The sequence below is a fragment of the Endozoicomonas sp. PH6C genome (assembly GCF_059322965.1).
The window spans coordinates 403,298-430,078 of record NZ_CP185342.1 but is presented as its reverse complement, the minus strand read 5'-3'; the positions used below and the strand labels follow the sequence as shown (position 1 = coordinate 430,078).

13 protein-coding genes and 1 pseudogene are annotated in these 26,781 nt (G+C 46.8%); 8 read left to right on the top strand and 6 right to left on the bottom strand.

Annotated elements, in window-relative coordinates:
• Positions 1-209: 209 nt before the first annotated feature.
• The 4 genes from ACOMG9_RS01640 (at position 210) to ACOMG9_RS01625 (ending at position 13,769) form a co-directional block, all read left to right on the top strand.
• Positions 210-3,011: a hypothetical protein gene (locus ACOMG9_RS01640; RefSeq protein ID WP_448215526.1), complete on the top strand. Its 2,802-nt coding sequence runs from the start codon at positions 210-212 to the stop codon at positions 3,009-3,011.
• A gap of 371 nt (positions 3,012-3,382) precedes the next feature.
• Positions 3,383-6,238, top strand: a complete 2,856-nt coding sequence (locus ACOMG9_RS01635) for a CHY zinc finger protein (RefSeq protein WP_494529685.1) — start codon at positions 3,383-3,385, stop codon at positions 6,236-6,238.
• Between the two features lie 315 nt (positions 6,239-6,553).
• A complete protein-coding gene (locus ACOMG9_RS01630; RefSeq protein ID WP_494529684.1) occupies positions 6,554-10,234 on the top strand; it encodes an RING finger domain-containing protein in 3,681 nt (1,226 codons plus the stop codon).
• A gap of 241 nt (positions 10,235-10,475) precedes the next feature.
• The gene (locus tag ACOMG9_RS01625; RefSeq protein WP_448215523.1) at positions 10,476-13,769 is read left to right on the top strand and encodes an RING finger domain-containing protein; all 3,294 of its coding nucleotides are present in this window, start codon (positions 10,476-10,478) and stop codon (positions 13,767-13,769) included.
• Positions 13,770-13,857: 88 nt separating this feature from the next.
• Here ACOMG9_RS01625 and ACOMG9_RS01620 read toward each other — a convergent pair whose 3' ends face one another.
• Together ACOMG9_RS01620 and ACOMG9_RS01615 are read right to left on the bottom strand one after the other, a co-directional pair.
• The gene (locus ACOMG9_RS01620) at positions 13,858-14,961 is read right to left on the bottom strand and encodes an RNA-guided endonuclease InsQ/TnpB family protein (RefSeq protein WP_494529281.1); all 1,104 of its coding nucleotides are present in this window, start codon (positions 14,959-14,961) and stop codon (positions 13,858-13,860) included.
• Positions 14,962-14,983: 22 nt separating this feature from the next.
• Positions 14,984-15,568, bottom strand: coding sequence for an IS607 family transposase (locus tag ACOMG9_RS01615; RefSeq protein ID WP_494529683.1), 585 nt, complete (start codon positions 15,566-15,568; stop codon positions 14,984-14,986).
• 316 nt (positions 15,569-15,884) lie between these two features.
• Here ACOMG9_RS01615 and ACOMG9_RS01610 point away from each other — a divergent pair, with 316 nt between their 5' ends.
• From ACOMG9_RS01610 to ACOMG9_RS01595, 4 genes and pseudogenes are all read left to right on the top strand, one after another.
• Positions 15,885-18,140, top strand: a complete 2,256-nt coding sequence (locus ACOMG9_RS01610; protein WP_448215521.1) for a hypothetical protein — start codon at positions 15,885-15,887, stop codon at positions 18,138-18,140.
• 277 nt (positions 18,141-18,417) lie between these two features.
• Positions 18,418-18,789: pseudogene (locus ACOMG9_RS01605) on the top strand (CHY zinc finger protein); the annotation flags it as partial.
• Entirely contained in the window at positions 18,790-19,140 is a 351-nt protein-coding gene (locus ACOMG9_RS01600) for an RING finger domain-containing protein (protein WP_448218598.1), read from the top strand. It begins immediately after the preceding pseudogene.
• 314 nt (positions 19,141-19,454) lie between these two features.
• The gene (locus tag ACOMG9_RS01595) at positions 19,455-23,591 is read left to right on the top strand and encodes a CHY zinc finger protein (RefSeq protein ID WP_494529682.1); all 4,137 of its coding nucleotides are present in this window, start codon (positions 19,455-19,457) and stop codon (positions 23,589-23,591) included.
• Positions 23,592-23,636: 45 nt separating this feature from the next.
• Here ACOMG9_RS01595 and ACOMG9_RS01590 read toward each other — a convergent pair whose 3' ends face one another.
• From ACOMG9_RS01590 to lptM, 4 genes are all read right to left on the bottom strand, one after another.
• Positions 23,637-24,380, bottom strand: a complete 744-nt coding sequence (locus ACOMG9_RS01590) for a DUF484 family protein (protein ID WP_422136615.1) — start codon at positions 24,378-24,380, stop codon at positions 23,637-23,639.
• A complete protein-coding gene (gene dapF, locus ACOMG9_RS01585) occupies positions 24,377-25,207 on the bottom strand; it encodes a diaminopimelate epimerase (protein ID WP_494529681.1) in 831 nt (276 codons plus the stop codon). The genes ACOMG9_RS01590 and dapF overlap by 4 nt, the downstream gene beginning before the upstream one ends.
• Before the next feature lie 10 nt (positions 25,208-25,217).
• A complete protein-coding gene (lysA, locus tag ACOMG9_RS01580) occupies positions 25,218-26,486 on the bottom strand; it encodes a diaminopimelate decarboxylase (RefSeq protein ID WP_448215518.1) in 1,269 nt (422 codons plus the stop codon).
• Between the two features lie 123 nt (positions 26,487-26,609).
• Entirely contained in the window at positions 26,610-26,732 is a 123-nt protein-coding gene (lptM, locus tag ACOMG9_RS01575; RefSeq protein ID WP_422136612.1) for an LPS translocon maturation chaperone LptM, read from the bottom strand.
• Between the last annotated feature and the right edge of the window lie 49 nt (positions 26,733-26,781).

Genomic DNA, 26,781 nt, shown 5'->3' with positions numbered 1-26,781 from the left:
TGCCGAAAGCGTTGTGGCACAGAGCAATTAACCCACATAGCAATTCAGAAATTCTTGGCTATTCTCTGTTTCTACTTCGGATAACAAGAACAACCAATGGTGTTCCTTATTTTTCCATAGCGGAAAATCAGCACAGACTGTTCTCACAGACTTCATCAGGCAAAGAGGGCCGATTGGAATTGTTGAACCAGTTATATAGCGAGATTTGAATGCTTTTTTTACGCTTATTCATAGCATTTGTTCTTCCTCTACTGGCTATGGCGGTGGTGCCTTTTTGCTATTCCTCAACCATCATTCATCGACATAATCCCGGCGGGCACAAGGTTCGGATTGAAATCAATCACGGCACAGCCCCTCAGGCTGTCAGTCAGTGGCAAGTGAGTTTGCTGCTTCCGGACAGTTTCAACAATCGAAACAGCACCTTTTGCTTTAAGACACCCGTGGTGTCAGCAGATTCCAACAGTATTGCGATATTGTTGACGAACGACCAGAGCAACTATTGCTACCAACTGTTGCTAATGACAAAAGAGCAAATACCCGGCTTCCAACACCTCTCTCAACAGGCCTCTGAAAATGGCACACTTATTCGCTTGAAATCCACGACGGCAGACAGACCAGAATTTACTTCTGTCACCACCAATCAACTCCTTAACGGCAAACCCCATACGACTCCATTAACCCTTTTGGTCTATTCCGACAACACGACCGGCAGTGAACTGGAAACCGGCCAAACCCGGAATAACACAGTGACATTGACAGGCGGCAAGCTCGCTGGCACCGCTGATTTTCCCGGTGGCGGCAACGGTGGCTTCTTCTATTTACTCCCACCCCCACCCTGGGGAGGTGGCGGGGGGAGACCATCGGGTTTATTTGAAATAGATCTGGTTATCCTGAAACCCGTCATCAACTGGCTGATGTCCATTGGTAAAGATTCTATTTCGTTTGAAGAGCAACACTCCCCGGCACGTCTGAAAATGACACGGGTTAATGCCGATGGCTCTTCCAGCGAAGCCGCTATACCTCTTGGCTGGCTTGACTTCCTCAATATTGAACAACTGAACGATGTTGATTTCTGGAACACCCTCCTCCAGCAGGCCGCCACTTCCTGCCCCGCCAGCGAAAGCCTCCAATGGCAGCTTGGCTGTTGCAAACGATTTCTTGAGCGTAGTGCCTTGCAGACAAATCATGGCGGTGGCCTGATGGCAGCTAATGGGGAGGGACAACCCTCTGGTAGCGCACCCAATTCGGGACCAAAGAACGAAAATAACGATCACCAAAAGGAGAAAAAAGAAGAACCTGAAAATCAGGACAACCAGTCACCGGGAGAAGGCCATGATGGCAGCGGGAATGGCAATAACAGAAAAGACGACGATGGCGAAGAGAGTGAAAAAAAAACTACCACTGAAGACCTCCAGGTACTTGCGAACCAGCTTGTAGCCGTCATTGAAAGTCAAGATTCCGGAGCAGTTTTTAAGCTCAAGCAAATACTGGATGAACTGGACATGCCACAGCGTTTGCGGGTTCTGGAAACAAAAAGCATCAACACCGAGGATACTGTCACTCCTCTTGAAGCCGTACTGAAACTGCAGCGTTCTTGCAACGAGAATTCACTGCGCAACCTTTTTATCGAGCAGCTGATAGAGGCCACAAGCAATACAAAACATAATTTGAATAACCTTCACACTCTGTCTCTACTTCGGCCAATCATTCCAACTGAACGGGCAATGCCCGAAGAGGGCGACAACAACCTTTTGATTTTGTATAAGATTGCTCTGGACATAATCCACAAGGTCAATCAATCTGACACAGAGCCACCTATGAGCCAGTTTGAAAGCTGTTGCTTTACTGAGTACTTCGCTCAATTGTTCCTGGCCTATTCAAACCCGGTTGAACTGATTCGTAATCTGTTGGGGAAAATATCAGATTTGTGCTTAAGGCGTGTTGTTCTGATTAATCCACAATCATTGACATTTCCCAACCGCTTTTTAAATACCTTTATACAATTTCACCAACACCCATCGATTTCTGAATTAGAACGCCTCTCAGATGAGCTGATGGGTTACGCAAAAAATTCCCACTTACAACAGGTGCCTTCTGTAGAGCCTGTCATCGATAACAGCGATACTCTCTCTGACGAAACACTTGTCAGCAATAAAGATCCAGGTACCACCCACCAGCAAGCTGATAGCCACCAAAGAGCCTCTGGCTCTTCCGGAAGTTCCCCTTGCATACTGACTGATAGATACCCAGAGGCAGAGTCAGATCAGCCTGCACTTGCCTATCAGCAAAATAACGCTTCCCAAGAGCGATTACAGGCAGGACCTTCATCCGGTGATGATCAAACCACTAGTGCACAAGACCGATCTGCTTCTGACCAGCAGTCAAGTACCCATAATGAGGAGACAAACCCGTCGAACGAGCAATTAAAGACACCTGTGCAAGAGCGAATGCCATTGTGCAATCATTCCCATAGGTTTTGTCGTGTAAACTTTGGGTGTTGCGAAGGGTATTTCCCCTGCCCTAGATGTCATAACAATAGTAAGAAATGCGACCTTACAGATCGTAAGGATTTTCATGCAAAAAGGCTTCAATGTTCTCTATGTAACTATGAGGGGGATATTACGGAAGACTCCCAGACATGCCCGGGATGCAACGAACTAATGTCGGAGTATTTCTGTGCACAATGCAAACACTTCACCGATTTAGAAAAAAAACCATACCACTGCGATAAATGTGGAATTTGCCGAACATTTAAGGATAGGGCCTTTCACTGTGATGTTTGTGATATCTGCCTGAATACAAGGTTTCAAGACAATCACAAATGCCGAGAAAACTCAAGCCACGATGAGTGCTGCATCTGCCTGGAAGATACCTTCCACGGCTGCAAGATAATGCCTTGCTACCACAAAGTACATGGTGAGTGCAGCACTGCAATGCTTAAAAACGGGATAAGAACCTGCCCTATTTGCAGAAACCCTACAGACGCCTGGTTTGTTGGAAACAATCATTAAACCATCTGACTGAATTTAATAGTCGCTACCGGTGACCGCGTCTGACTTACATAGGGAGTTAGAACGTTCGATTGGTATAAAATGAGTTTTTAAAAATAACAGCACCATACTGCTACCACAGCCCGGTATCAAGTCCTGCAAGTCACTTTCAGGTTGATACTGACGAAGGCTCTGTTGCACAAAACAAGTAACACAAATAGCAATTCAGAAATTCTTGTCTACTCTCTGTTTGTCCTACGGATAATAAAACCGGTCAATAATGTTCCTTTATTTTTCCAAAGCAGAAAGTCGGCACAGATTGTCCTGGCGTTTTCTGTCAGACAGGGAAGGCGGGTTGGTATTAATAACACATTTAGTGCAGAAAGATTTGAATGCATTCTTACCGTTTATTCATAACATTTGTTCTTTTCCTGATGACTATGTTGGTTGTGACCTTGTGCTACTCCTCAACCATCATTGACCGACATAATCCCGGCGGGCACAAGGTTCGGATTGAAATCAATCACGGCACAGCCCCTCAGGCTGTCAGTCAGTGGCAAGTGAGTTTGCTGCTTCCGGACAGTTTCAACAATCGAAACAGCACCTTTTGCTTTAAGACACCTGTTGTGTCAGCAGATTTGAACAGTATTGCGATATCAGTGACGAACGACCCGGGCAACTATTGTTATCAACTGACCATACTGACAAAAGAACAAACACCCGACTTCCAACACCTCTCTCAACATGCCTCTGAAAATGGCACACTTATTCGCTTGAAATCCACGACGGCAGACAGACCAGAATTAACTTCTGTCACCACCAATCAACTCCTTAACGGCAAACCCCATACGACTCCATTAACCCTTTTGGTCTATTCCGACAACACGACCGGCAGTGAACTGGAAACCGGCCAAACCCGGAATAACACAGTGACATTGACAGGCGGCAAGCTCGCTGGCACCGCTGATTTTCCCGGTGGCGGCAACGGTGGCTTCTTCTATTTACTCCCACCCCCACCCTGGGGAGGTGGCGGGGGGGGACCATCGGGTTTATTTGAAATAGATCTGGTTATCCTGAAACCCGTCATCAACTGGCTGATGTCCATTGGTAAAGATTCTATTTCGTTTGAAGAGCAACACTCCCCGGCACGTCTGAAAATGACACGGGTTAATGCCGATGGCTCTTCCAGCGAAGCCGCTATACCTCTTGGCTGGCTTGACTTCCTCAATATTGAACAACTGAACGATGTTGATTTCTGGAACACCCTCCTCCAGCAGGCCGCCACTTCCTGCCCCGCCAGCGAAAGCCTCCAATGGCAGCTTGGCTGTTGCAAACGATTTCTTGAGCGTAGTGCCTTGCAGACAAATCATGGCGGTGGCCTGATGGCAGCTAATGGGGAGGGACAACCCTCTGGTAGCGCACCCAATTTGGGGCCAAAGGACGAAAATAACGATCACCAAAAGGAGAAAAAAGAAGAACCTGAAAATCAGGACAACCAGTCACCGGGAGAAGGCCATGATGGCAGCGGGAATGGCAATAACAGAAAAGACGACGATGGCGAAGAGAGTGAAAAAAAAACTACCACTGAAGACCTCCAGGTACTTGCGAACCGGCTTGTAGCCATCATTGAAAGTCAAGATCCCGGAGCAGTTTTTAAGCTCAGGCAAATACTGGATGAACTGGACATGCCACAGCGTTTGCGGGTTCTGGAAACAAAAAGTACCAACACCGCAGATACTGTCACTCCTCTTGAAGCCGTACTGAAACTGCAGCGTTCTTGCAAGGAGAATTCACCGCGCAACCTTTTTATCGAGCAGCTGATAGAGGCCACAAGCAATACAAAACAGTATTTGAATAACCTTCACACTCTGTCTCTGCTTCGACCAATCATTCCACCTGCCCGGGCAATGCCCGAAGAGGGCAACAACAACCTGTTGATGTTGTATAAGATTGCTCTGGACATAATCCACAAGGTCAATCAATCTGACACAGAGCCACCTATGAGCCAGTTTGAAAGATGTTGCTTTACTGAGTACTTCGCTCAATTGTTCCTTATCTATTCAAACCCGGTTGAACTGATTCGTAATCTGTTGGGGAAAATATCAGATTTGCCCACAAGGCATGTTCTTATGATTAATCCACAATCATTGACATTTCCCAACCGCTTTTTAAATACCTTTATACAATTTCACCAACACCCATCGATTTCTGAATTAGAACGCCTCTCAGATGAGCTGATGGGTTATGCAAAAAATCCCCACTTACAACAAGTGCCTTCTATAGAGCCTGTCACCGGTAAAAGCGATACTATCTCTGACGAAACAATTGTCAGCAATAAAGATACAAGTACCATCCACCAGCAAGCTAATAGTAACAAAAGAGCTTCTGGCTCTTCCGGCAGTTCCCATTGCATAGTGACTGGTAGATACTCAGAGCTGGAGGCAGAGCCAAATCAGCCTGCCCTTGCCTATCAGCAAAATAACGTTTCCCAAGAGCGATTACAGGCAGGACCCTCATCTGTTGATCCAAGACCAGGGAGAGAAAAACAACAGAGGGTAGCGGCCAGCCCGGCGATGCAAAGCAATGGCGCAGAGCGTTCTGCTTCTGAGCAGCAGTCGAGTGCCCATAATGAGGAGGCAAACCCGTCAAACGAGCAGTTAAAGACACCTGTGCGAAAAGAACCAATGCCATTGTGCAATCATTACCATAGGTTATGTCGTGTAAACTTTGGGTGCTGTGAAGGGTATTTTCCCTGCTATAGATGTCATAACAAAAGTAAGAAATGCGACCTTACAGATCGTCAGGCTTTTCAAGCAAAAAGGCTTCAATGTTCTCTCTGTAACTATGAGGGGGATATTACGGAAGACTCCCAGGCGTGCCCGGGATGCAACGAACTCATGTCGGAGTATTTCTGTGCACAATGTAAAGAATTCGACAATATGGAACTAAAACCATTCCATTGCCATAAATGCGGAATTTGCCGAATAAACAAGGATGAGTCCTTTCACTGTGATGTTTGTAATATCTGCCTGGATATAAGGTATCAAAGTAATCACGAATGCCGGGAAAACTCAGGCCACGATAAGTGCTGCATCTGCCTGAAAGATTCCTTCGACGGCTGCTTGATAATGTACTGTTCTCACAAAGTACATGATGATTGCTACGCTGCAATGCTCCGTAAAGGGATAAGAACCTGCCCTGTTTGCAGACAACCTCTATACGTTCCGCCGGTTGAAAGAAATAATTAACCATCTGGCTCGATTTAATAGTCGCCGCCAGTGACCGCTTCAGTATTGCAACACGGAAAGAGGACAAGGCTCTGTGGCACAGAGCAATTAATCCATTTAGCAATTTTGAAATTCTTGTCTATTATCTGTTTTTTCTACGAATAATAAGACCTTCCAGTAACGTTTCTTTATTTTTCAGGGCAGAAGGCCAACACAGACCTTTCTGATTGTACTCTGTCAGGAAAACAGGACAGGTCGGGGTTGTTATCATAAGTTAGCGAGATTTGAATGCACCTTTACCGCTTATTCATAGCATTTGTTCTTTTCCTGGTGGCTATGGCAGTTTTGCCTTTATGCTATTCCTCAACCATCATTGACCGACATAATCCGGCAGGGCACAAGGTTCGGATTGAGATCAATGATGGCAAAGATCCTCAGTTTGTGAGTCAGTGGCAAATGAACTTGCTGCTACCGAAGGGTTTCGATGACCAAAACAGTATCCTTTGCTTTAAGGCGCCTGTGGTGCCAGCAGATTCCAACAGTATTGCGATATTGGTGACGAACGACCCGAGCAACTATTGTTATCAACTGATGATACTGACAAAAGAACAAACACCCGACTTCCAACATATCTCTCAACATGCGTCTAAAAATGGTACGCTTGTTCGCTTAAGATCCACGACGGCAGACAGACCGCAATTAGCTTCTGTCACTACTGATCAACTTCACAACGATAAGCCCCATACTGCCCTGTTAACCCTTCTGACCTATACCGACAACATAAACGACAGCGGGCTGAAAACCGGCCAACCCGGGAATAACACACTGACATTAGCGGGCGGCAAGCCCGTTGGCATCGGTGGTGGCGGCAACGGTGGCTTCTTCTTTTTGCCGCCACCCCCACCCTGGGGAGGTGGCGGGGGGAGACCATCGGGATTATTTGAAATAGATCTGGTTATCCTGAGACCCGTCATCAACTGGCTGATGTCCATTGGTAAAGATTCTGTTTCGTTTGAAGAGCCACCCTCCCCCGCGCATCTGAAAATGACACGGGTTAATGCCGATGGCTCTTCCAGCGAAGCTGCTATACCTGTTGGCTGGCTCGACTTCCTCACTGTTGAACAACTGACCGATGTTGATTTCTGGAACACCCTCCTGCAACATGCCGCCACTTCATGCCCCGCCAGCGAAAGTCTTCTTAGGCAGCTTGGCTGTTTCAAACTATTGCTTGAGCGAACGGCCTTGAAGAAAAATCATGCCGGTGGCCTGAAGGCCGCTAATGGAGATGGCCAACCCTCTGGTAGCGCACCAAATTCAAGATCAGAGGACAAAAATAACAGCCATCAAAAGGACAAAAATGAAGCACCTGAAGATCAGAACAACAACTCACCGGGAGAAGGCAATGATGGCAGCGGGGATGGTAATAACAGAAAAGACGACAATGGCGAGGAGAGTGAAAAAAATGCCAGGACTCAAAACCTTCAGGTACTTGCCAACCAGCTTGTAGCCATCATTGAAAGTGACGATCCTGATGCTGTTTTTAAGCTGCGGCAAATACTGGATAAGCTCAACATGCCACAGCGTTTGCAGGTTTTGGAAACGAGAAGCACAAACACCAGTGGTAATGCTGTCAGTCCTCTTGAGGCGATACTGGAACTGCAGCGTTCTTGCTATGAGAATTCATCGCGCAACCGGTTTATCGAGCAGCTGATAGAAGCCACGAGCGATAAAACACGGACTTTGAATGACCCTGACATTCTGGCTTCACTGCAACCGATAGCCCGACCACTGCCCGAAGCTGGCAACAACAACCTGATGATTTTGTACAGGATTGTTCTGGACATAATCCATAGAGTTAATCAATCTGACCAGCAACCACCAATAGGACAATTTGAAAAAAATTGTTTTATTCAGTACTTCGTTCAATTGTTTCTGTTCTATTCAAACCCACTTGAACTTATTGGTAATCTGTTAGGGCAAATATCAGATTCAGCAGTAACCCATGAGATTATAATTGCTGCACAATCATTGACATCTGCCAGTTCATTTTCAAATACCTTTGTACAATTTCACCAACACCCCTCGTTTCATGAATTACAACATTTCTTAAATGAACGGTTAAGAAACCGACAGCAGGGAGCAAGGCCAAAACGGCCCAACCTTTCTCATCAGTCAAATACGCCGCACCAAAAACGATTAAAAACAGAACGATCTTATGGGGATGATGACATGACTATCATTGCTTTTTGCGATGATGCATTGAAAGTGAATAAGGTGCAACATACACAAATTACTCGTAATAAGTGCCCAATATGTTGTGAGCGCTTTTTACGCACAGCAGGATTAGTGAAAACACCCTGTAATCACATTTTTCACGTGCTTTGCTTGAATCTGTGGCTCCAAAAAAGGCTACCTGATCTTGCAATTAAAACTTGTCCTGTATGTCGATCAGAATTAAAAAACTCAAAAGAAAAACTTAACGACCTTAACAAGCTATTGAATAAATACGGCAATTGTCATTCGTTAGACAGTGCAGATAGAGCCGTAAAGGAATGGAATAGAACAACAAGTCATGAAGCCTTATACCATTTTGTCCAACTTTGCAGACTCAACAGTCAGGCGTCAGATGATCCACGGTATGCCAATATCTTGAGAAAAATAATTTATCCCGATATAAAAGCCAACATTCGCCATGACTCTGAGATCACGTCAGCCAGCTTCAGCCCTGATAGCCACCAGGTGGTGACCGCCGGTGAAGATTGTACTGCGAAAATCTATGGCCATAAGGCCGATGGATCGTGGGAAGAAAAGGCCATTATTCGCCACAATGGTAAGGTCAAATCAGCCAGCTTCAGCCGCGATAGCTGTCGTGTAGTTACTGCCAGTGAGGATCACAAGGCGAAAATCCTGGGCCAAAAAGACGATGGATCATGGACAGAAGAGCTCACCGTTCAACATACTGGTACGGTCAACTCAGCCAGCTTCAGCGCTGATAGCCAGCGTATGGTGACTGCCAGTGACGATGGTACCGCAATAATCTTTGGCCAAAAGGACGACAGGTCATGGGAAACAGAAGCCAGCATTAGCCACGATGGTCCGATCCAATCAGCCACCTTCAGCCCCGATGATAGCCATGTGGTGACTTTCGGTAAAGATAACCTGGTGAAAATCACTGGCAGGTCGGCCAATGGAGCATGGCAAGAAAAAGCCATCATTGCCCATGATTACACGGTCAACTCAGCTACCTTCAGCACCGACAGCCGCCGTGTGGTGACCGCCAGTGGCGATGGTACGGCAATAATCTGTGCCCAACAGGACGATGGATCATGGGAAAGAGAATTGACCATTAGCCATATCGACAGCAATGGTCCGATCCAATCAGCCGAGTTCAGCCCCGATGGCCGCCATGTGATGACTGTTGCCGGGGATGACCTGGTTAAAATCTATGGCAGGCAGGACAATGGATTATGGGTAAAGAAAGCCATCATTGCCCATGAAGATCAGATCAACTCAGCCAGCTTCAGCGCCGATGGATGCCATTTGGTGACCGCCAGTTCTGATAATACGGCCAAAATCTATGGCGAAAAGACCGATGTAGCATGGGAAGAAGAAATGACTATCTGCCATAACCATAGACTCTTATCAGCCACTTTCAGCCCCGATAGCCAACATGTGGTGACTGCCAGCAGAGGCGGGACGGCAAAAATTTATAGCCACAATAATAATGGATCATGGGAAGAAAAAACCACAATCCTTCATGAAGGCTGGGTTCGTTCAGCCACCTTCAGCGCCAATAGCCGCTTTGCGGTGACCGCGAGTATCGATAGGAAGGCGAAAATCTATAGCCTGAAAGACGATGCATCATGGCAAAAAGAAATCACTATCTATCACCATGGTCCGGTATTCTTGGCCAACTTCAGCACTGATAGTCGCTTTCTGGTGAACACCAGTTGTATTTCAGATATTGGTCGCTATCAGGAGGCTGCGATGATCACTGAACTCTGGAAGGACGAATGAAAGCAAACCGCCCTTCTCTGACGTCAAGATGTTGCGGAAGACATTGTGGCACAGGACAAGTAGTCCCTATAGCGATTCAGAAATTTTTGGCTATCCTCTGTTTGTACTGCAAATGATGAGATTGGCCAATGCCGTTCCTTTATTTTTCCAGAGCAAAAAGTCAGCACCGATTGTCCCGGCATTTTCTATCAGACAAAGAGGGCGGATTGGATATTATCGACCAGGTTACAGAGAGACTTCAGTGCAGTTTTACCGCACATTTATAGCTTTCATGGCGTTTGTCCTGTCATTACCAGCTATGGTGATTGCACCGTCAGGCTACTCTTACACCCTCATTGACCAGCATAATCCAGATGGGCACGAGGTTCGGATTCTGACCCTTCTGACCTATTCCGACAACCCGGCTGACATCGGACCGAAAACCAGCCAAACCCGCAATAACACACAGACATTGTCAGGTGGCAAGCTCGCTGGCATCGACGATTTTCCCGGTAGCGGGAGTGGCGGCTTCTCCTGCCTCGCCAGCGAAAGCTTCCAATGGCAGCCTGGTTGTTTCAAACCATGGCTTGAGCGAACGGTCTTGAAGACAAATCATAACGGTGGCCTGAAGGCAGGTAACGGCGATGGGCAGCCTTCTGGCAGAGCACCCGATCCAAAGCCAAAGGACGAAAATAACCACCATCAAAAGAAAACAAGAGAAGAACCTCAAGATCAGGAAAACCAGTCACCGGGTGAAGGCCATGATGGCAGTGGGAATGGCAATAACGGAAAAGACGACGATGAATCGGTGACTAAAAATAATGACTCCACTCAAGACCTTCAGGTACTTGCAAATCAGCTTATAGCCATCATTGAAAGCGGCGATCCCAGTGCCGTTTTTAAACTCAGGAAAATATTGGATGAGCTGGACATGCCTCAGCGTTTGCAGGTTCTGGAAACAAAAGGCACAAACAGCAGGGATGAAAGTATCACTCCTCTTGAGACGGTACTGCAACTGCAGCGTTCTCTCGAACAGAATTCATTGCGCAACCCATTTATCGAGCAGCTGATAGAAGCCACAAGCGATAAAAAACAGACTTTGAATGACCTTGACACTCTGCCTGCACTCCAGACAATAATTCCACCGGACCCGGCAATACCCGAAGCTGGTGACAACAACCTGATGATTTTGTACAAGATTGTTCAGGACATAATCCAGAGAGTCAATCAGTCTGACCAGCAGCCACCTGTAGGACACTTTGAAAAACGTTGCTTTGCTGAATACTTCGTCAAGTTATTCCTGACCTACTCTAACCCGCTTGAGCTTATTCATTATCTGTCAGGACAAATATCAGATTTAGCCATAAGGATTGATATTATAACCGTTGCACAATCATTTACATTTCCTGCCTCTTTTGCAGATACCTTTGCACATTTTCATCAACACCCGGCGCTTCATGAATTACAACATTTCGTAAATGAACAGTTAATTCAGCTGCGTACCGACCCTTCACCCCATGAGCCAGTAATGACTTCTACCCCACAAGTTAATAGCTGCCAAAGTGCCTCTGGTACTGGATATTCAAAGCAGGGAGCAAGGCCAAAGCAACCCGCCCTTACTCATCAGGCAAATGGGCTGCGCCAAAAACGATTAAAGAAAAGACGATCACACGGTGGTCATTCAACTCGTCTGGCAAGTACATCATCTTTTGTCGGTGCGGATAGAGCCATGGCTGTGCCTGGCAAGAAAACAATGGATGATTATATAAATATCAATGCCTTTCGCGATAATGCATTTAAAGTGGATAAGGTGAAACATGCACAAATTACTGATAATAAGTGCCCAATATGTTGTAAGCGCTTTTCACGCACAGCAAGATTAGTGAAAACGCCATGTCATCACGTTTTTCATGTGTATTGTTTAAATCTGTGGCTGCAAAAAGGGCTACCTGACCTTTCAGTTAAAACTTGTCCTGTATGTCGATCAGAATTAAATGACTTAAGAGAAAAACTTAACGACTTTATCAGTCTAGTGAAAAAATACGGCAATTGTCATTCGTTAGACAGTGCAAATAGAGCCGTTAAGGAATGGAATATAACAGAAACATGTTATGAAGCCCTATACCATTATGTCCAACTTTGCAGGCACAACATTCAGGGTCCAGATGACTCACGGTTCGTCAATATCTTGAGGACAATAATTCATCCCGTTACAAAAGCCAACATTCCCCATGACCTTGAGATCAACTCAGCCTCCTTCAGCCCTGATAGCCGCCGGATGGTGACCGCCAGTGACGACTGTACCACGAAAATCTACGGCTATAAGGCCGACGGATCATGGGAAGAGGAGGTCACTATCCGCCACAATGGTCCGGTCAAATCAGCCAGCTTTAGCAACGACAATTGTCGTGTAGTAACTGCCAGCACAGATCACAAGACGAAAATCTTTGGCCAGAAGGACGATGCATCATGGGAACAAGAACACTGTGTTCAACATACTGGTAAGGTCAACTCAGCCACCTTCAGCGCTGATAGCCACCATGTAGTGACTGCCAGTGAAGATGGTACGGCAATAATCTTTGGCCAAAAAGACAACAGACAATGGGAACCAGAAGTCACCATTAGACACAATGGTCCGATCCAATCAGCCACCTTCAGCCCCGATAGTAGCCATGTGGTGACTGTCGGTAAAGATAACATGGTAAAAATCACTGGCAGGTTGGCCAATGGATTATGGAAAATAAAAACCATCATTGCCCATGATGACGCTGTCAACTCAGCTACCTTCAGCGCTGATAGCCACCATATAGTGACTGCCAGTGACGATGCTACGGCAATAATCTATGGCCAACAGGACGATGGCTCATGGGAAAAAGAATTGACCATTAGCCATATCGACAGCGATGGCCCGATCCAGTCAGCCGTGTTTAGCCCTGATGACTGCCATGTGATGACTGTTGGCAGGGATGGCATGGTTAAAATCTATGGCAGGCAGGACAATGGACCATGGGTAAAAAAAGCCATCATTGCCCATGAAGATCGGATCAACTCAGCTACCTTCAGCGCCGATGGATGCCATTTGGCGACCGCCAGTGACGATAATACGGCGAAAATCTATGGCAAAAAAACCGATGCATCATGGGAAGAAGAAATAACTATCTGCCACTACCATAAGGTCCTCTCAGCCACCTTCACCCCCAGTAGCAGACGTCTGATAACCACCAGTATCGACAGGGCAAGCAAAGAGTATTGCTTGAATGACAATGGATCATGGAAAGAAGACAGCACTACCCTTTGTAAAGATTGGGTCTGTTTCCCTTCAGCCACCTTCAGCACCGATAACCGCTTTGCGGCGACCTTCACTATCGACAGGAAGACAAAAATCCATACCCTGGAGGGCGATGCATCATCGAAAAAAGAAATCTCTACCTGTCACAGTGGTACGATACTCTCAGCCAAATTCAGCGCCAATAGCCGTTTTCTGGTGACCACCCATTTCGTGTCATATGGTCGCCACCACATTGCAAAAATCACTGAACTATGGAAGGAAGAATAACAGACAAGTATTTTGCCGGTTAAGAGATTGATGCTCTTGATTAAAACCGCAACGAGCGCAACGCTCGCTGTTATGGCTAAGGTTCAAGCTACCTTGTCAAACACTTAAGAAAGACATTTCTGGCACCGTTGATGTCACGATCAACGGTGAAGCCATCACCCTTAATAATTTTGGAAGAACCTAATTTTTCGTCAATGGTCCCGTTCCATGATTGAGTCTTGGATGTATAGGCTTCGTTGCAATCAACTACATGCTTTCCATACTTTTTTGCGTACCACTTAAGCCGCTTTTTGAATTGGTAGTGATTGAGGTCAAGCATCTGGCGGCAGGTGTTACGGCGAATGGTGCGAACCTTCTTATCTTTGCGTGTGACCATACCTCTTGTCTCAAAGGTTGGCAAAAATACAACGTCGTAGTTCGACACCAGCTCGAACGCCAGCCGGTTATGCAGATCAAGAACAATGTCATCCTTTTTGCATTTCAGCCGGTCAATTTCCCTGTTGAAATGAATAATCCGATCTCTTGCCCACTGGGGCATGTCGGGGAACTTAACGCCCTTCTGCGTGTTCAGGATTTTTTGTTTTTGACTGATCAAGCTGTCCACTTGCTTCATCAGTGGGAACAGCTTTGTTTTTGCAACGTTATTACCCGCTATCAATGCCTCTTTTTCGCTGTAGCAAGTGGCAAAGGTGCGAACTCCGGGGTCAACTCCAACGCATCTAACCTTCCCTTGGATTTCGGGATTTAGCTCAATATGTTGTTGAACCTGAATGAACCAGCGACCTTTGTCGTAGGTTACGACACAAGATTTACCAATCGCTTCTGCTGGCACATCTTCTGTCAGGTGAATCTTGCCAAGAGCCTGTACGCAGGGATTTAATCCCTTTGGCAAACGGTCAATAGAGAATGAGTGCCTGCTACCTTTGCGGCTTTTGAAACTGATTTCTGCAAAGCCCTCTTTAGCTCCCTTGAGCTTCTTGTTGTGCTCGCAGACCGCTTTGAATGTGGTCGCTGCCGCCAGTGTTCCATTATCAGAAACAAGCGAGTTATAAGCCCTGCCACTTTCTTTTTGCTCTTGCTTCACTTGAGCTTTAATGGCAGGTCGCATGTTGATGAATTTTCTGCTGGCATCTTTATAGTCATCGTTGCGGAAACGCTCAACAGCAAGGTTGTACGACCTCCGATAGAGCATCAGGGCATCGTGATAGGCTTGCTCATTCTCTGGGTAAAACCTGATCTTTTTTGACGCTACTCTCTTTGCGTCCTTTGCGTCCTTTGCGTCTTTTAGCAGATCGCTTCCCGTAGTGGCTATTGCAGAATGAGGTAATGAAACCGATAAGCTCCTGGGTGTCGAATGGCTCACAGGCGTTATCCGGGTCATCCAAAACCTCGATGTGTCCTCCCGATAATTCAACAAGCCATTTGATGAGTCCAAACCCTGATCGGGCAAGGCGATCTTTTGTGGCAACCACAATATGGGTTGGATTTCCGCACACTGCTGATTCCAGAATGGTTTGCAGTCCTTTTCTCTTAAAGTTGAAAGCACTGGCAATGTCGCTGATAAATTCTGCATCAGGGTGCTCTTTGAGTAAGATACGCATTTGCGTGTCAATGCTGGATTTTTGCTTTCCAGAACTCACTCTTGTATAGCATATCTTCCTCTGCTGGTTAATGAATATGCGGAAGTGACCACCACTGGTTTGCTTCACTTTTTCGTAGTGACCGCTTTCGATCTTGCGCCTCATAATTTGGCTGGTTACGCCTTCAATCTTGGCTAGCTTTGTAGTTGAACCCCACAAGATAAATTCACCTTTTGACGATTTATCTTGTGTCTGGCGTAATTGATTTTGCGATTGTTGCAATTTTATTTGACTGCCGAAGGCTCTGTCGCACAGGACAAGCAATCCATATAGCAATTTAGAAATACTTGGCTATTCTCTGTTTCTACAACAAATAACAGGGTTGGCTAAAGATGTTCCTTTATTTTTTCAGGGTGGAACTGTTCTGACGCATTCTATCAGACAAAGAGTTCGGGTTGGAATTGTCGACACAAGTTGTGAAGCGAGATTTGAGTGGACTTTTTTCCGCATATTCATAGCATTTGTACTTTTCCTAATGGCTATGGCGGTTGTGCCGTTATGCTATTGCTCAACCCTCATTGACCGGCATTATCCCGATGGGCACGGGGTTCGGATTGAAATCGATGACTCTACAGATTCGCAGGGCGTGAGTCTGTGGCAAATGGTTCTGCTCCTTCCAGAAGGCTTCAATGACCGAAACAGCATCCTTTGCTTTAGAGCACCTGTGGTGCCAGCAGATTCCGACGGTATCGCGATATGGGTCAGGAACAACTTGAGTGACTATTGCTATCAGCCAGTAATAGTAAGGGAAGAGCATATACCCGACTTCCATGATGTCTCAGAACGCGCCTCTGAAAATGGCACACTGATTCGCTTAAAATCCACGACGGCAGAGAGACCAGAGCTTATTTCTGTCACCAGGGATCAACCGCTGAACGTCAAACCTCGGGCTATCCCACTGACCCTTCTGGTCTACCCCGACGAGATCACGGACAGCGGGCTGGAAACCGGACAAATCCGAAATAACACACTGTCATCAACAGGAGACAAGCTCGCTGGCAAAGCCAATTTTCCCAGTGGTGGCAACGGAGGCTTCTTCCACTTGCCTCCCCCTCCACACGGGGGAGGAGGGAGACCAACGGGATTATTCGAAATAGATCTTGTTATCCTGAAACCCGTCATCAACTGGCTGATGTCTTTAGGCAAGGATTCTACCTCAACTGAGGAACAGCCATCCCGGGCGCGTCTGAAAATAACGCGCGTTAACGCAGATGGTTCTTCCAGTGAGGCCGTTATACCCGTCGGTTGGCTTGACTTCCTGAATATTGAACAACTGACCGATGTTTATTTCTGGAACACTCTCTTCCAACGTGCCGCCACTGCTTGCCCAGCCAACGAAAGCCTTCAGTGGCAACTTGGCTGCTTGAAACTATTTCTTGAGCAAACAGCCCTGAAAACAGATCATGCCGGTGTCTTAAAGACCGCTGATGGGGATGGAAAAGCATCGGGTGATTTACCAGATAAAACACCAAAGGACGAAAATAACGACCACCCTGAAGAGAAAAAAGGTGAACCTGAAGATCAGGAGAACAATTCACCGGGAGAAGGCAGTTATAGCAGTGGAGATGGTGACAAAAGAAAAGACAACAATGGCAAAAAAAGTGAAAAAAGCACCGGGACTCAGGACCTTCAGCTACTTGCTAACCAGCTTTTAGCCATTATTGAGAGCGACGATCCCGATGCCGTTTTCAAGCTGAGGCAAATACTGGATGAGCTGGACCTGCCCCAGCGTTTGCAGGTTCTGGAGACAAAGGGCACAAATACTGCGGGCAATACTGTCACGCCTCTTGAGGCGATATTGCACCTGCAGCGTTCTTTCGATGAGAACTCAACGCGCAACCAGTTTATCAGGCAACTGATAGAAGCTACGAGTGATCAAACAAGGACTCTGGATGATTTTAACAACCCCTCTGAACTCCAACCAATCGCCCCACCTGACTGGGCACTGCCCGAAGCAGCCGACAGTAACCTGATGATTTTGTATAAAATTGTTCTGGATATCATCCACAGGGTTAATCAATCTGACCAACAGCCACCCATAGGAAACTTTGAAAAATGTTGCTTTACCGAATACTTTGTTCAATTGTTCCTGCTCTGTTCAAACCCACTGGTACCTATTCGTGAACTGTTAGGAAAAATATCAGATTCGGGCATCAGCCGTGATATTATGATTTCTGCACAATCATTTACCTTCTCCATCTCTTTTCGCGATATCTTTATACAACTTAATCAGCACCCATCGCGCCTTGAATTAGTGCGCCTTTCAAATGAGTTGATTAAGCAGGCACATACTTTCGACTTACTGCAAGTGCCCTCACTACAAGCCCCTTTCACAGAGCCTGTAATCAGTCAGAGAGATATTGCCTTTAACGCTACCACTGCAAACAATGGAAATATGCTCACCCATTCCATCCAGCAAGTTAATAGCTACCACAACGCCTCTCGCTCTACCGACAGCCCTCCTGGCTTAGCAACTGACAGGTACTTACAGCAGGGAGCCAGACCAAAGCTGCCTGCCCTTGCAGGTCCGCAAAATGCCTCCTTCCAAAGGAGATCTCAGACAAGACATTCACATGGTCATCATCAATCCAACTGGGCAGACGACCGATCCGATCTGGAAGAGTTGGGAATAGATCAAAACTTCTTAATTAAACATTCGATCGATAACTCTATTCTCGTTGATCTGAAAAGACGCGCTCAGGAAAAAGAAAAAAAAAAGACAACGGATTGAAGAGTTAACTCTAGAGGTTCAAGAATTAAGAAGAGAGAATCAGGCGTTAACTTCAGAAGCTCAGGGACTAAGAAGAGAAAACCAGAATTTAACTTCAGAGTCTCAATGGTTGAGAAGAGGGCATCAGGAATTAACTGAAGAGGTTCAAGGATTAAGAAGAGAGAATCGGAGGTATTGTGATTCGCGGGCCCGTTTGGAAACCAGAGTCCAATACCTCGAGGAACAAATCAGAAACCTGGACCTTAATCTCAGAACACATCAAGAGTCAGTAGACTATGTGAACCAACAAGCACGGTATCAGACGGCAGCGGCAAGCCCGGGCTCGATAGCAAACAACGAAGCAGAGTCTCACGCATGTTACCAGCAATCAAGCCCCCTGAATGAAGAGCCAAACCCATCGAACGCGCAGTTAAATACATCTGCGCAACCAGAACGAAACTCAGTGTGCGGTCATTACCAGAGGTTATGCCTTGTGAACTTTGGATGCTGTGCCGGATTTTTCCCCTGCCAAAGATGTCACAACATTAGTAATGACTGCGACGTTGACGATCGCATGGCTGTTGATGCAATAAGGCTTCGGTGCTCTCTGTGTCACTATGAGGGGGACATTACAGAAGACTCACAGACGTGTCCGGGATGCAATCAGCTAATGTCGGAATATTACTGTGCAAAATGCAAACATTTCACCAGTATGAATATGACACCGTTCCACTGCGATAAATGCGGTATTTGCCGAATAAACGAGGAAGAGAACTTTCACTGCGATGTTTGCAATGTCTGTCTGGACATAAGGTTGCAAGGCAATCACAAATGCCGGGAAAACTCAGGCCACGATGAGTGCTGCATCTGCCTGGAAGATGCCTTCGGCGGCTGCCAGATACTGCCCTGCTCCCACAAAATTCATAGGGAATGCGCCATTGAGTTGGTTAAAAACGGGATAAGAACCTGCCCTGTTTGCAGAAACCCTCTATATACTCCGTTAGTTGAAAATAGCAATTAACCCTCCGACCGGATTAAATAATCACCGCCGGTAATCACTTGATGTTTATAGTGCAGGAAGGAGGGGCTATTGTGCAGTTTCTGGCGGTGCAGAGTTTGCTGCTTCCAAAGGCTTTACGATAAAAGGCATGCAACCCACATAGCAATTCAGAAATTCTTGTCTATTATCTGTTTGTTCCAAGAATAATAAAACCGCTCAATAATGCTCTTTTGTTTTTCCAGAGTAGAAAGTCGGCACAGATTGTCCGGACGTTTTTATATCAGACAAGGAGGGTGGAATTGGTGTTATTAACATAATTATATAGAAAGATTTGAATGCATTTTTACCGTTTATTTATGGCGTTTGTTCTTTTCCCGCTTGCTATGGTGGTTGTGCCGTTATGCTATTCCTCAACCCTCATTGACCGACATCATTTCGACGGGAGCAGGGTTCGGATTGAAATCAATGATGCTGCAGATCCGCAGGGTGTCAGTCAGTGGCAAGTAAACTTGCTGCTTCCGAAAGGTTTTAATGACCGAAAAAGCATTCTCTGCTTTAAGGCACCTGTGACTCCAGAAGATTCGAACAGTATCGCAATATCGCTCACGAACGACTTGAGTGACTATTGCTATCAGCTACTGATAATGGAGGAAGAGCAAACACCCATCTTCCAGGATGTCTCAAAGGGTAACTCTGAAAATGGCACGCTTGTTCGCTTAAAATCCACGTCGGCAGACAGACCAGAGTTGACTTCTGTAACCACCGATCAACCGCTGAAGGACGAGCCCCATACTGCTCCAATGACCCTTCTGGTCCACCCCGACAACATAGCAAACAGTGGACTGGAAACCGGTCAAACCCGAAATAACACACTGTCATCGACAGGAGGCCAGTTCACTGGCACGGGCAATTTTCCCAGTGGTGGCAATGGCGGCTTCTTCTACTTGCCTCCCCCTCCCCCCTGGGGAGGTGGTGGGGGCAGACCATCGGGATTATTCGAAATAGACCTGGTTATCCTCAACCCCATCATCAATTGGCTGATGTCTATTGGTAAGGATTCTATCTCGTTTCAGGAACAACTGTCTCCGGCCCGTCTGAAGATGACACGCGTCAACGCAGATGGCTCTTCCAGTGAGGCCGTTATACCCATTGGTTGGCTTGACTTCCTGGATATAAATCAACTGACCGATGTTAATTTCTGGAACACCCTCTTGCAGCGTGCCGCCAATTCTTGCCCGGCCAGCGAAAGTCTTCAGTGGCAGCTTGGCTGTTTGAAACTATTTCTTGAGCGCACAGCCCTGAAGACAAGTGGCCTGAAAGCGGGCAATGGCGATGGTGAACCTACTGGCAAGGCACCAGACAGAGAATCAAAGGACGAAAATAACTATCAACAAAAAGAACAAAGAGATGAACCTGAAGGTCAGGAGAGCAGATCACCGGGGGAAGGTGATGATAGCAGTGAAGATTGGAATAACAGAAAAGACGACAATGAAGATGAGAATGAAGAAAACACCGGGACTCAGGACCTTCAGGTACTTGCGAACCAACTTGTCGCCATCATTAAGAGCAACGACCCCAACGCCGTTCACAAGCTAAGGCGAATACTGAATGAGCTGGACATGCCTGAGCGTTTGCAGGTTCTGGAAACCAAAAGCACAAACACCAGGGGTAATGCTGTCACTCCTCTTGAGGCGGTACTGGAACTGCAGCGTACTTACCGTGAGAACTCAGTGCGCAACGGGTTTATCAGGCAGCTGATTGAAGCCACGAGCGATGAAACACAGGCTTTGAATGACCTTGGCACCCTGTCTGCAAGTGAACCGATTATTCCACCTGAGCAGGCACTGCCGGAAGCTGCCGATAACAACCTGATGATTTTGTATAAGATTGTTCAGGATATAATTGACAGGGTCAATCAATCTGACCAAGAGCCACCAATAGGACAATTTGAACAGTGTTGCTTTACTGAATACTTTGTTCAATTGTTCCTGTTCTATGAAAAACCGCTTGGGCCTATTCGTGAACTGTTAGGAAAAGTATCAGATATAACCACACGAAGTAATATTTTGTTCCACGCAAGGCCGTTTACATTTCCCAAGCCTTTTATAGATATTACGCAATTTGATCAGCACCCGTCGTTTCAAGAATTATTAAGCTTTTCAGATAAACTCTTGAGGCAGGTGCAATCTTACTCATCATCACAAGCGCCTTCGCCAAAAGAGTCTTCGCTTCAAGCGTCTGTAATCCGTAACAGAGATTATATCTCCGACGACACAACTGACGGAGCCTGCCCCGAACCTGATGAACATCAATCCGAGTGTAACGGTGATAATACCTCCAACGAAATAATTGTCAGCAATGCAAGCCCATTCTCCGATTCAATCCAGCCTGTGGATAGCTTACAGGCAAGTTCATTCACTGATTCAGTCCAACCAGCTGATAGCTTCCAGGCAAGCTCATTGACCGATTCAGTCCAACCAGTTGATAGCTTGCAGGCAAATTCACTCACCGATTCAGTCCAACCAGTTGATAGCTTCCAGGCCAGTGCAAACACTCATTCAATCCAGCCTGTTGATAGCTTACAGGCAAATTCATTTACCGATTCAGTTCGACCAGTTGATAGCTTCCGGGCAAGTGCAAACACGAATTCAATCCGGCCTGTTGATAGCTCTCAGGCAAGTTCATTCACCGATTCAGTTCGACCAGTTGATAGCTTCCGGGCAAGTGCAAACACTAATTTAATCTGGCCTCTCAATAGCTTCCGGGCAAGTGCAAACACGAATTCAATCCGGCCTTTTGATAGCTTCCAAAGTGCCTCTGGCGCCACCGGCAGCACCCCTAACGTACCAACAAACAGATATTTACAGCAGGGAGCAAGGCCAAAGCAGCCTGCACTTACCAATCAGCGAATCGGCCCTTTCGAAAGGCGATTACAGGCAGGACGTTCACACGGTGCTGATCATGCCAGTAGGGCACGTGACCGATCCGATATGGAAGTGACAGGGATAAATCAAGACTTCTTAAGTAAACATACGACCGATGCTTCTCTTCTCGTCGCCCAAACTTATCCCCAACCTTCTTTGCCTGCACAGATGTTGGATAGCAACGGACTGCCTTCAAATCCTTCACCGATTGCTCCGGAAAATGCATTTAATGCATTCGAAAACCCTGCCCTTTATGAACTTGGAAACTTGAATAGCAGTTTAAGAGAGTTAGAACATGCTACAAATCAATACCACTGGCTTACAGAAATGATTGAGCTGCAAAGATGCGATCAGGAGAAAGATAAAGAAAAGATTGCAAAGTTAACTGGACAAAACGAACAGTTAAGAGAATTGAACCAAATGTTAAGAACAGAGAACCAAAGATTAAGAATAGAAAATCAAAATTCAGATATAGAGAATCGTAACTTAAATGTAGAAAATCATGAATTAACGATAAAGAATCAAGAATTAAATGCAGATATTGAGGGGTTGCGAGGCTGCGTAGCTTATTTTGAAGATCAAAACAGAAGCTTGAATAACCAATATTCAATATTGATGCGTGAGCTTCGTCAGCTACGATCAGCAAACCGCATGAATGATCGAACAGATCAACCTATGGCAGAGGTCTGGCCGACGATGCGAATCTCAGCCGATTTTGTTTCTCACGATCACTCGATCACTCACAATGAGCTGGAAAACTCGTCTGACTCCTCCGATTCAGGGCCACCATCTGTAAGCGATATGCCTGATGGAGAAAATCAACAGATGGCCGCAGCCAACACTTGGCAGATCATTGACCCATATTCTGCCCCTTACCAGCAGCCGTGCACCCAAAGCGGGCATGCAAACCCGCCCGATGAGCAGGCAGGCTGTTCAAACGTAGATTTACAACGGCTTCCACTGCAAGAGTCTCACGGAGCAGGGTGCCAGCATTACCGGAGATTCTGCTCTGTGGGTTTTCCTTGCTGTCCGGGGTATTTCCCCTGCCATAGATGTCATAACGAAAACAAGGATCCTTCATGTACAGCTACACATAAGGCTCTCAATGCAGTTCGGCTTAAGTGTTCTCTGTGTGGATATGAGGGAGAAATTAATGAAGATTCCCAGACATGCCCCGGATGTGGAGAGCAAATGTCGGAATATTACTGCGCAATTTGCAAACACTTCACCACAGCACATAATAAACCGCATCACTGCGATAAATGTGGTATTTGCCGAATAAACTCAGATAATTCCTTTCACTGTGATGTTTGCGGTGTCTGCCTTGATAACAGGCTATTGGGCAATCACAAATGTCGGGAAAACTCAGGCCACGATGAGTGCTGCATCTGTCTGGAAGATGCCTTTAGCGGCTGCCAGATATTAGCCTGCTCCCACAAAGTCCATAAGGAATGTGCCATAGCAATGATTAATAACGGGGTAAGAACCTGCCCTGTTTGCAGGCACCCCCTATTTAGTTCTAGTCAGGAACATGAACACAATGATTAACCGTATAGCGGATTTAATAGTCGTTGCTGGTTTACTTACTCTCCTTCAGATAAGACGACTCAAGACGCGGCTGGTCACATCACTGAGATAACCAATGAACAGGCTGCCCATGGAAGCCCGAAAATGATTTTCATCCCGGCTGCCCAGTGCCAAAACACCCACTTTATCCGGGAAATTCAATGGCGCCAGTGCCACTGAACCGATTTCCCCATGGTTGTCCGGAAACAGGAATTCCAGTTCGCGGGACTTCATTCGGCCACAGATGACCTTTTGACCGGAAGATTGTTTATCCCTGAAGCCTGAAAGCAGATCACCCAGAATTTCATCCGCTGTATCAGGATCTTCTTCCCGGATGGTCAGATTGGCTGGTTGGCGGGTAAACAGAATCAGGGAATGAAAATCGATTTCAAAATCCTGCTCCAGACCATCTTTGAGGGTTTCAGTCGCCTGCTCAAGATCCTGACTTTCCAGCATACCAAGCACCAGTTTGCGAGTCTGTTCGAACAGGCGGTCGTTATCCCGGGCAACGTCCACCAGTTTGCCAAGCCTGCGCCGCAACTCAAGATTGTGTTTCCTGAGCAGTTGTAACTGACGTTCAACCAGTGAAATAGCTTCCCCTCTTTCATGGGGAATCTTGAGATCCAACAGCAGTTCATCCTGATTCAAAAAAAAGTCAGGATGGTTCTTCAGATACTGAATCACCTGATCTGCCGTCATAGCAGTGATCTGGTTTTCTCTGCCAGCGTTTTTCTTGTTTGAGGCTTTATCACTGGTGGCCGAGTCTGTCATATCCTTGTTTGTCCTTCGAATACCCTGGTGGCACTCCCTGTCATCATAACCGGGTGACCTTCTCCCCGCCAACGAATCAGAAGACTGCCACCGGTAAGATTAACCCGAACCTCTTCATCCAGAAGTTCTTGTAAACGACCCGCGACAACCGCCGCACAGGCACCGGAACCACAAGCCAGGGTTTCACCCACGCCTCGCTCATAAACCCGGAGGTTGATCTCTGTGGCATCCAGTACCTGCATAAAACCGGCATTACAGCGTTTTGGAAAACGACTATGGCCTTCCAGTTTGGGACCCATTGATTCAACCGGTGCCCGGTTAATATCCTCCACCCGCCATACGGCGTGAGGATTGCCCATGGAAACTGCCCCTATAGTCAGACGCTCTCCGTCCACATCAAGGTCATAGGTGGTTTGCATGGATGGTGCGTTGAACGGAATCTGTTGAGGCTCCAGCACCGGAATACCCATGTCCACCGTAACATCGCCATTGTCTTCAATGGTGAGTTCCATATTGCCACCTGAAGTCTGAACACGAATGGTGTCACGTCCAATCAGTTTCTTGTCCCTGACAAAACGGGCAAAACAACGGGCACCATTGCCACATTGCTCCACTTCACTGCCGTCGGCATTGAAGATCCGATAACGGAAATCCATATCGGGATCGGTGGGCGGCTCAACCATCAGCAACTGATCAAAACCAATTCCAAAATTCCGGTCAGACAGGCTGCGGATTTTTTCCGGCGTAATGCGTATGGACTGGGTGACTCTGTCAACAACCATAAAGTCATTGCCCAGGCCGTGCATTTTTGTGAAGTGCAACAACATAGCGCAATAATTATCCTTCTGGCAGCAGTATTTCGTTGGCCCACTGGTCAGCCAGCTTTTCCCGGCGACGAACCAGATGTACCTGATCACCATCGACCATAATTTCAGCAGGGCGACAACGGGAATTATAATTGGAGCTCATTCCAAAGCCATAGGCACCGGCAGAGTGGACCGCCAGCAAATCGCCTTCAGCCACTTTCAGCTTTCTGTCTTTACCCAGAAAGTCTCCGGTCTCACAAATGGGCCCGACCACATCGCACAATAGCTCCCCTCTCTCGTCGTTGCGCACCACCGGTTCAATACCATGCCAGGCGCTGTAGATTGAAGGACGCAAAAGATCATTCATGGCCGCATCAACCACGGCGAAAGCCTTATGGTCAGACTGTTTGATCAGCTCAACTTCAGTGATCAGCATCCCTGCCTGTGCGGCAATAGATCGCCCGGGCTCAACCACAATTTTCAGGTGCTTGTGGTGCTCGTTGGCAGCCAGGTGCTCTCTCACTTGCCCCAGATATTCTGAGGGTGTCGGTGGCTGTTCGTGTTTTTCGTAAGAAATACCCAGGCCACCACCAATATCCAGATGCTTCAGAATAATACCCATTTCACGAAGCTGATCAACCAGCAGCAATAGACGATCAAGAGCATCAATAAAGGGCTCTTTGGTGGTGAGCTGAGAGCCGATATGACAGTCCACACCCACCACTTCGATATTCGCTAGCTCAGCTGCCCGCTGGTAAACGGCAGGCGCAGCCTTGATATCAATACCGAACTTGTTGTCTTTCAGACCCGTAGAAATATAAGGGTGGGTCCGGGCATCGACATCCGGATTCACCCGGACAGAAACAGCGGCCACTTTGCCCATGATTTCTGCTTCTTGCTGGATTCTTTCCAGCTCCGTTTCTGACTCAATATTGAAGCAGTGAATACCCAGTTCCAGGGCTCTTCTGATTTCATGACGCTGTTTGCCGACACCGGAGAAAACCACTTTAGAGGCTTCACCGCCGGCAGCAATAACCCGCTCCAGTTCACCAACGGAAACGATGTCAAAACCCGCTCCCAGTTTTGCCAGAACATTCAGAACCGCCAGGTTGCTGTTAGCTTTGACGGCGTAACAAATCAGGTGAGGCCACCCTTCCAGCGCCTGTTTGTAGGCTTTAAACCCTTCTTCAAACCCTTTGCGGGAATAGATGTAGGCCGGGGTACCAAACTGTTCAGCAATTTCAGTAACGGGAACCTGTTCAGCATAAAGCTCACCGTCACGGCTGGGAAACCAATCCATCAGACTGTCTTACTCTCTGTCATAAAATTTCTGGGGAGCATTATTCTACTTTTCCGGGCTTGAGGCATCCATGCACTTTAGGCATCTATGCACTTCAGTCGTCTGTCTCTCCCCGGAGACTGATTACTCTGACCCACCATGAGTCAACTGCTGGGTGTCACCATCCTTTGGAAGATACAAATCCCCTTTCTGACCGCACCCGGCAAGCAGAAGAGTGGTGAACATGAGGGCAATAAGGGCTCTCATGAAAGGCTCCTTGTACTTTTTACCATGAGCTGAATTCGCTCAGGGCTGT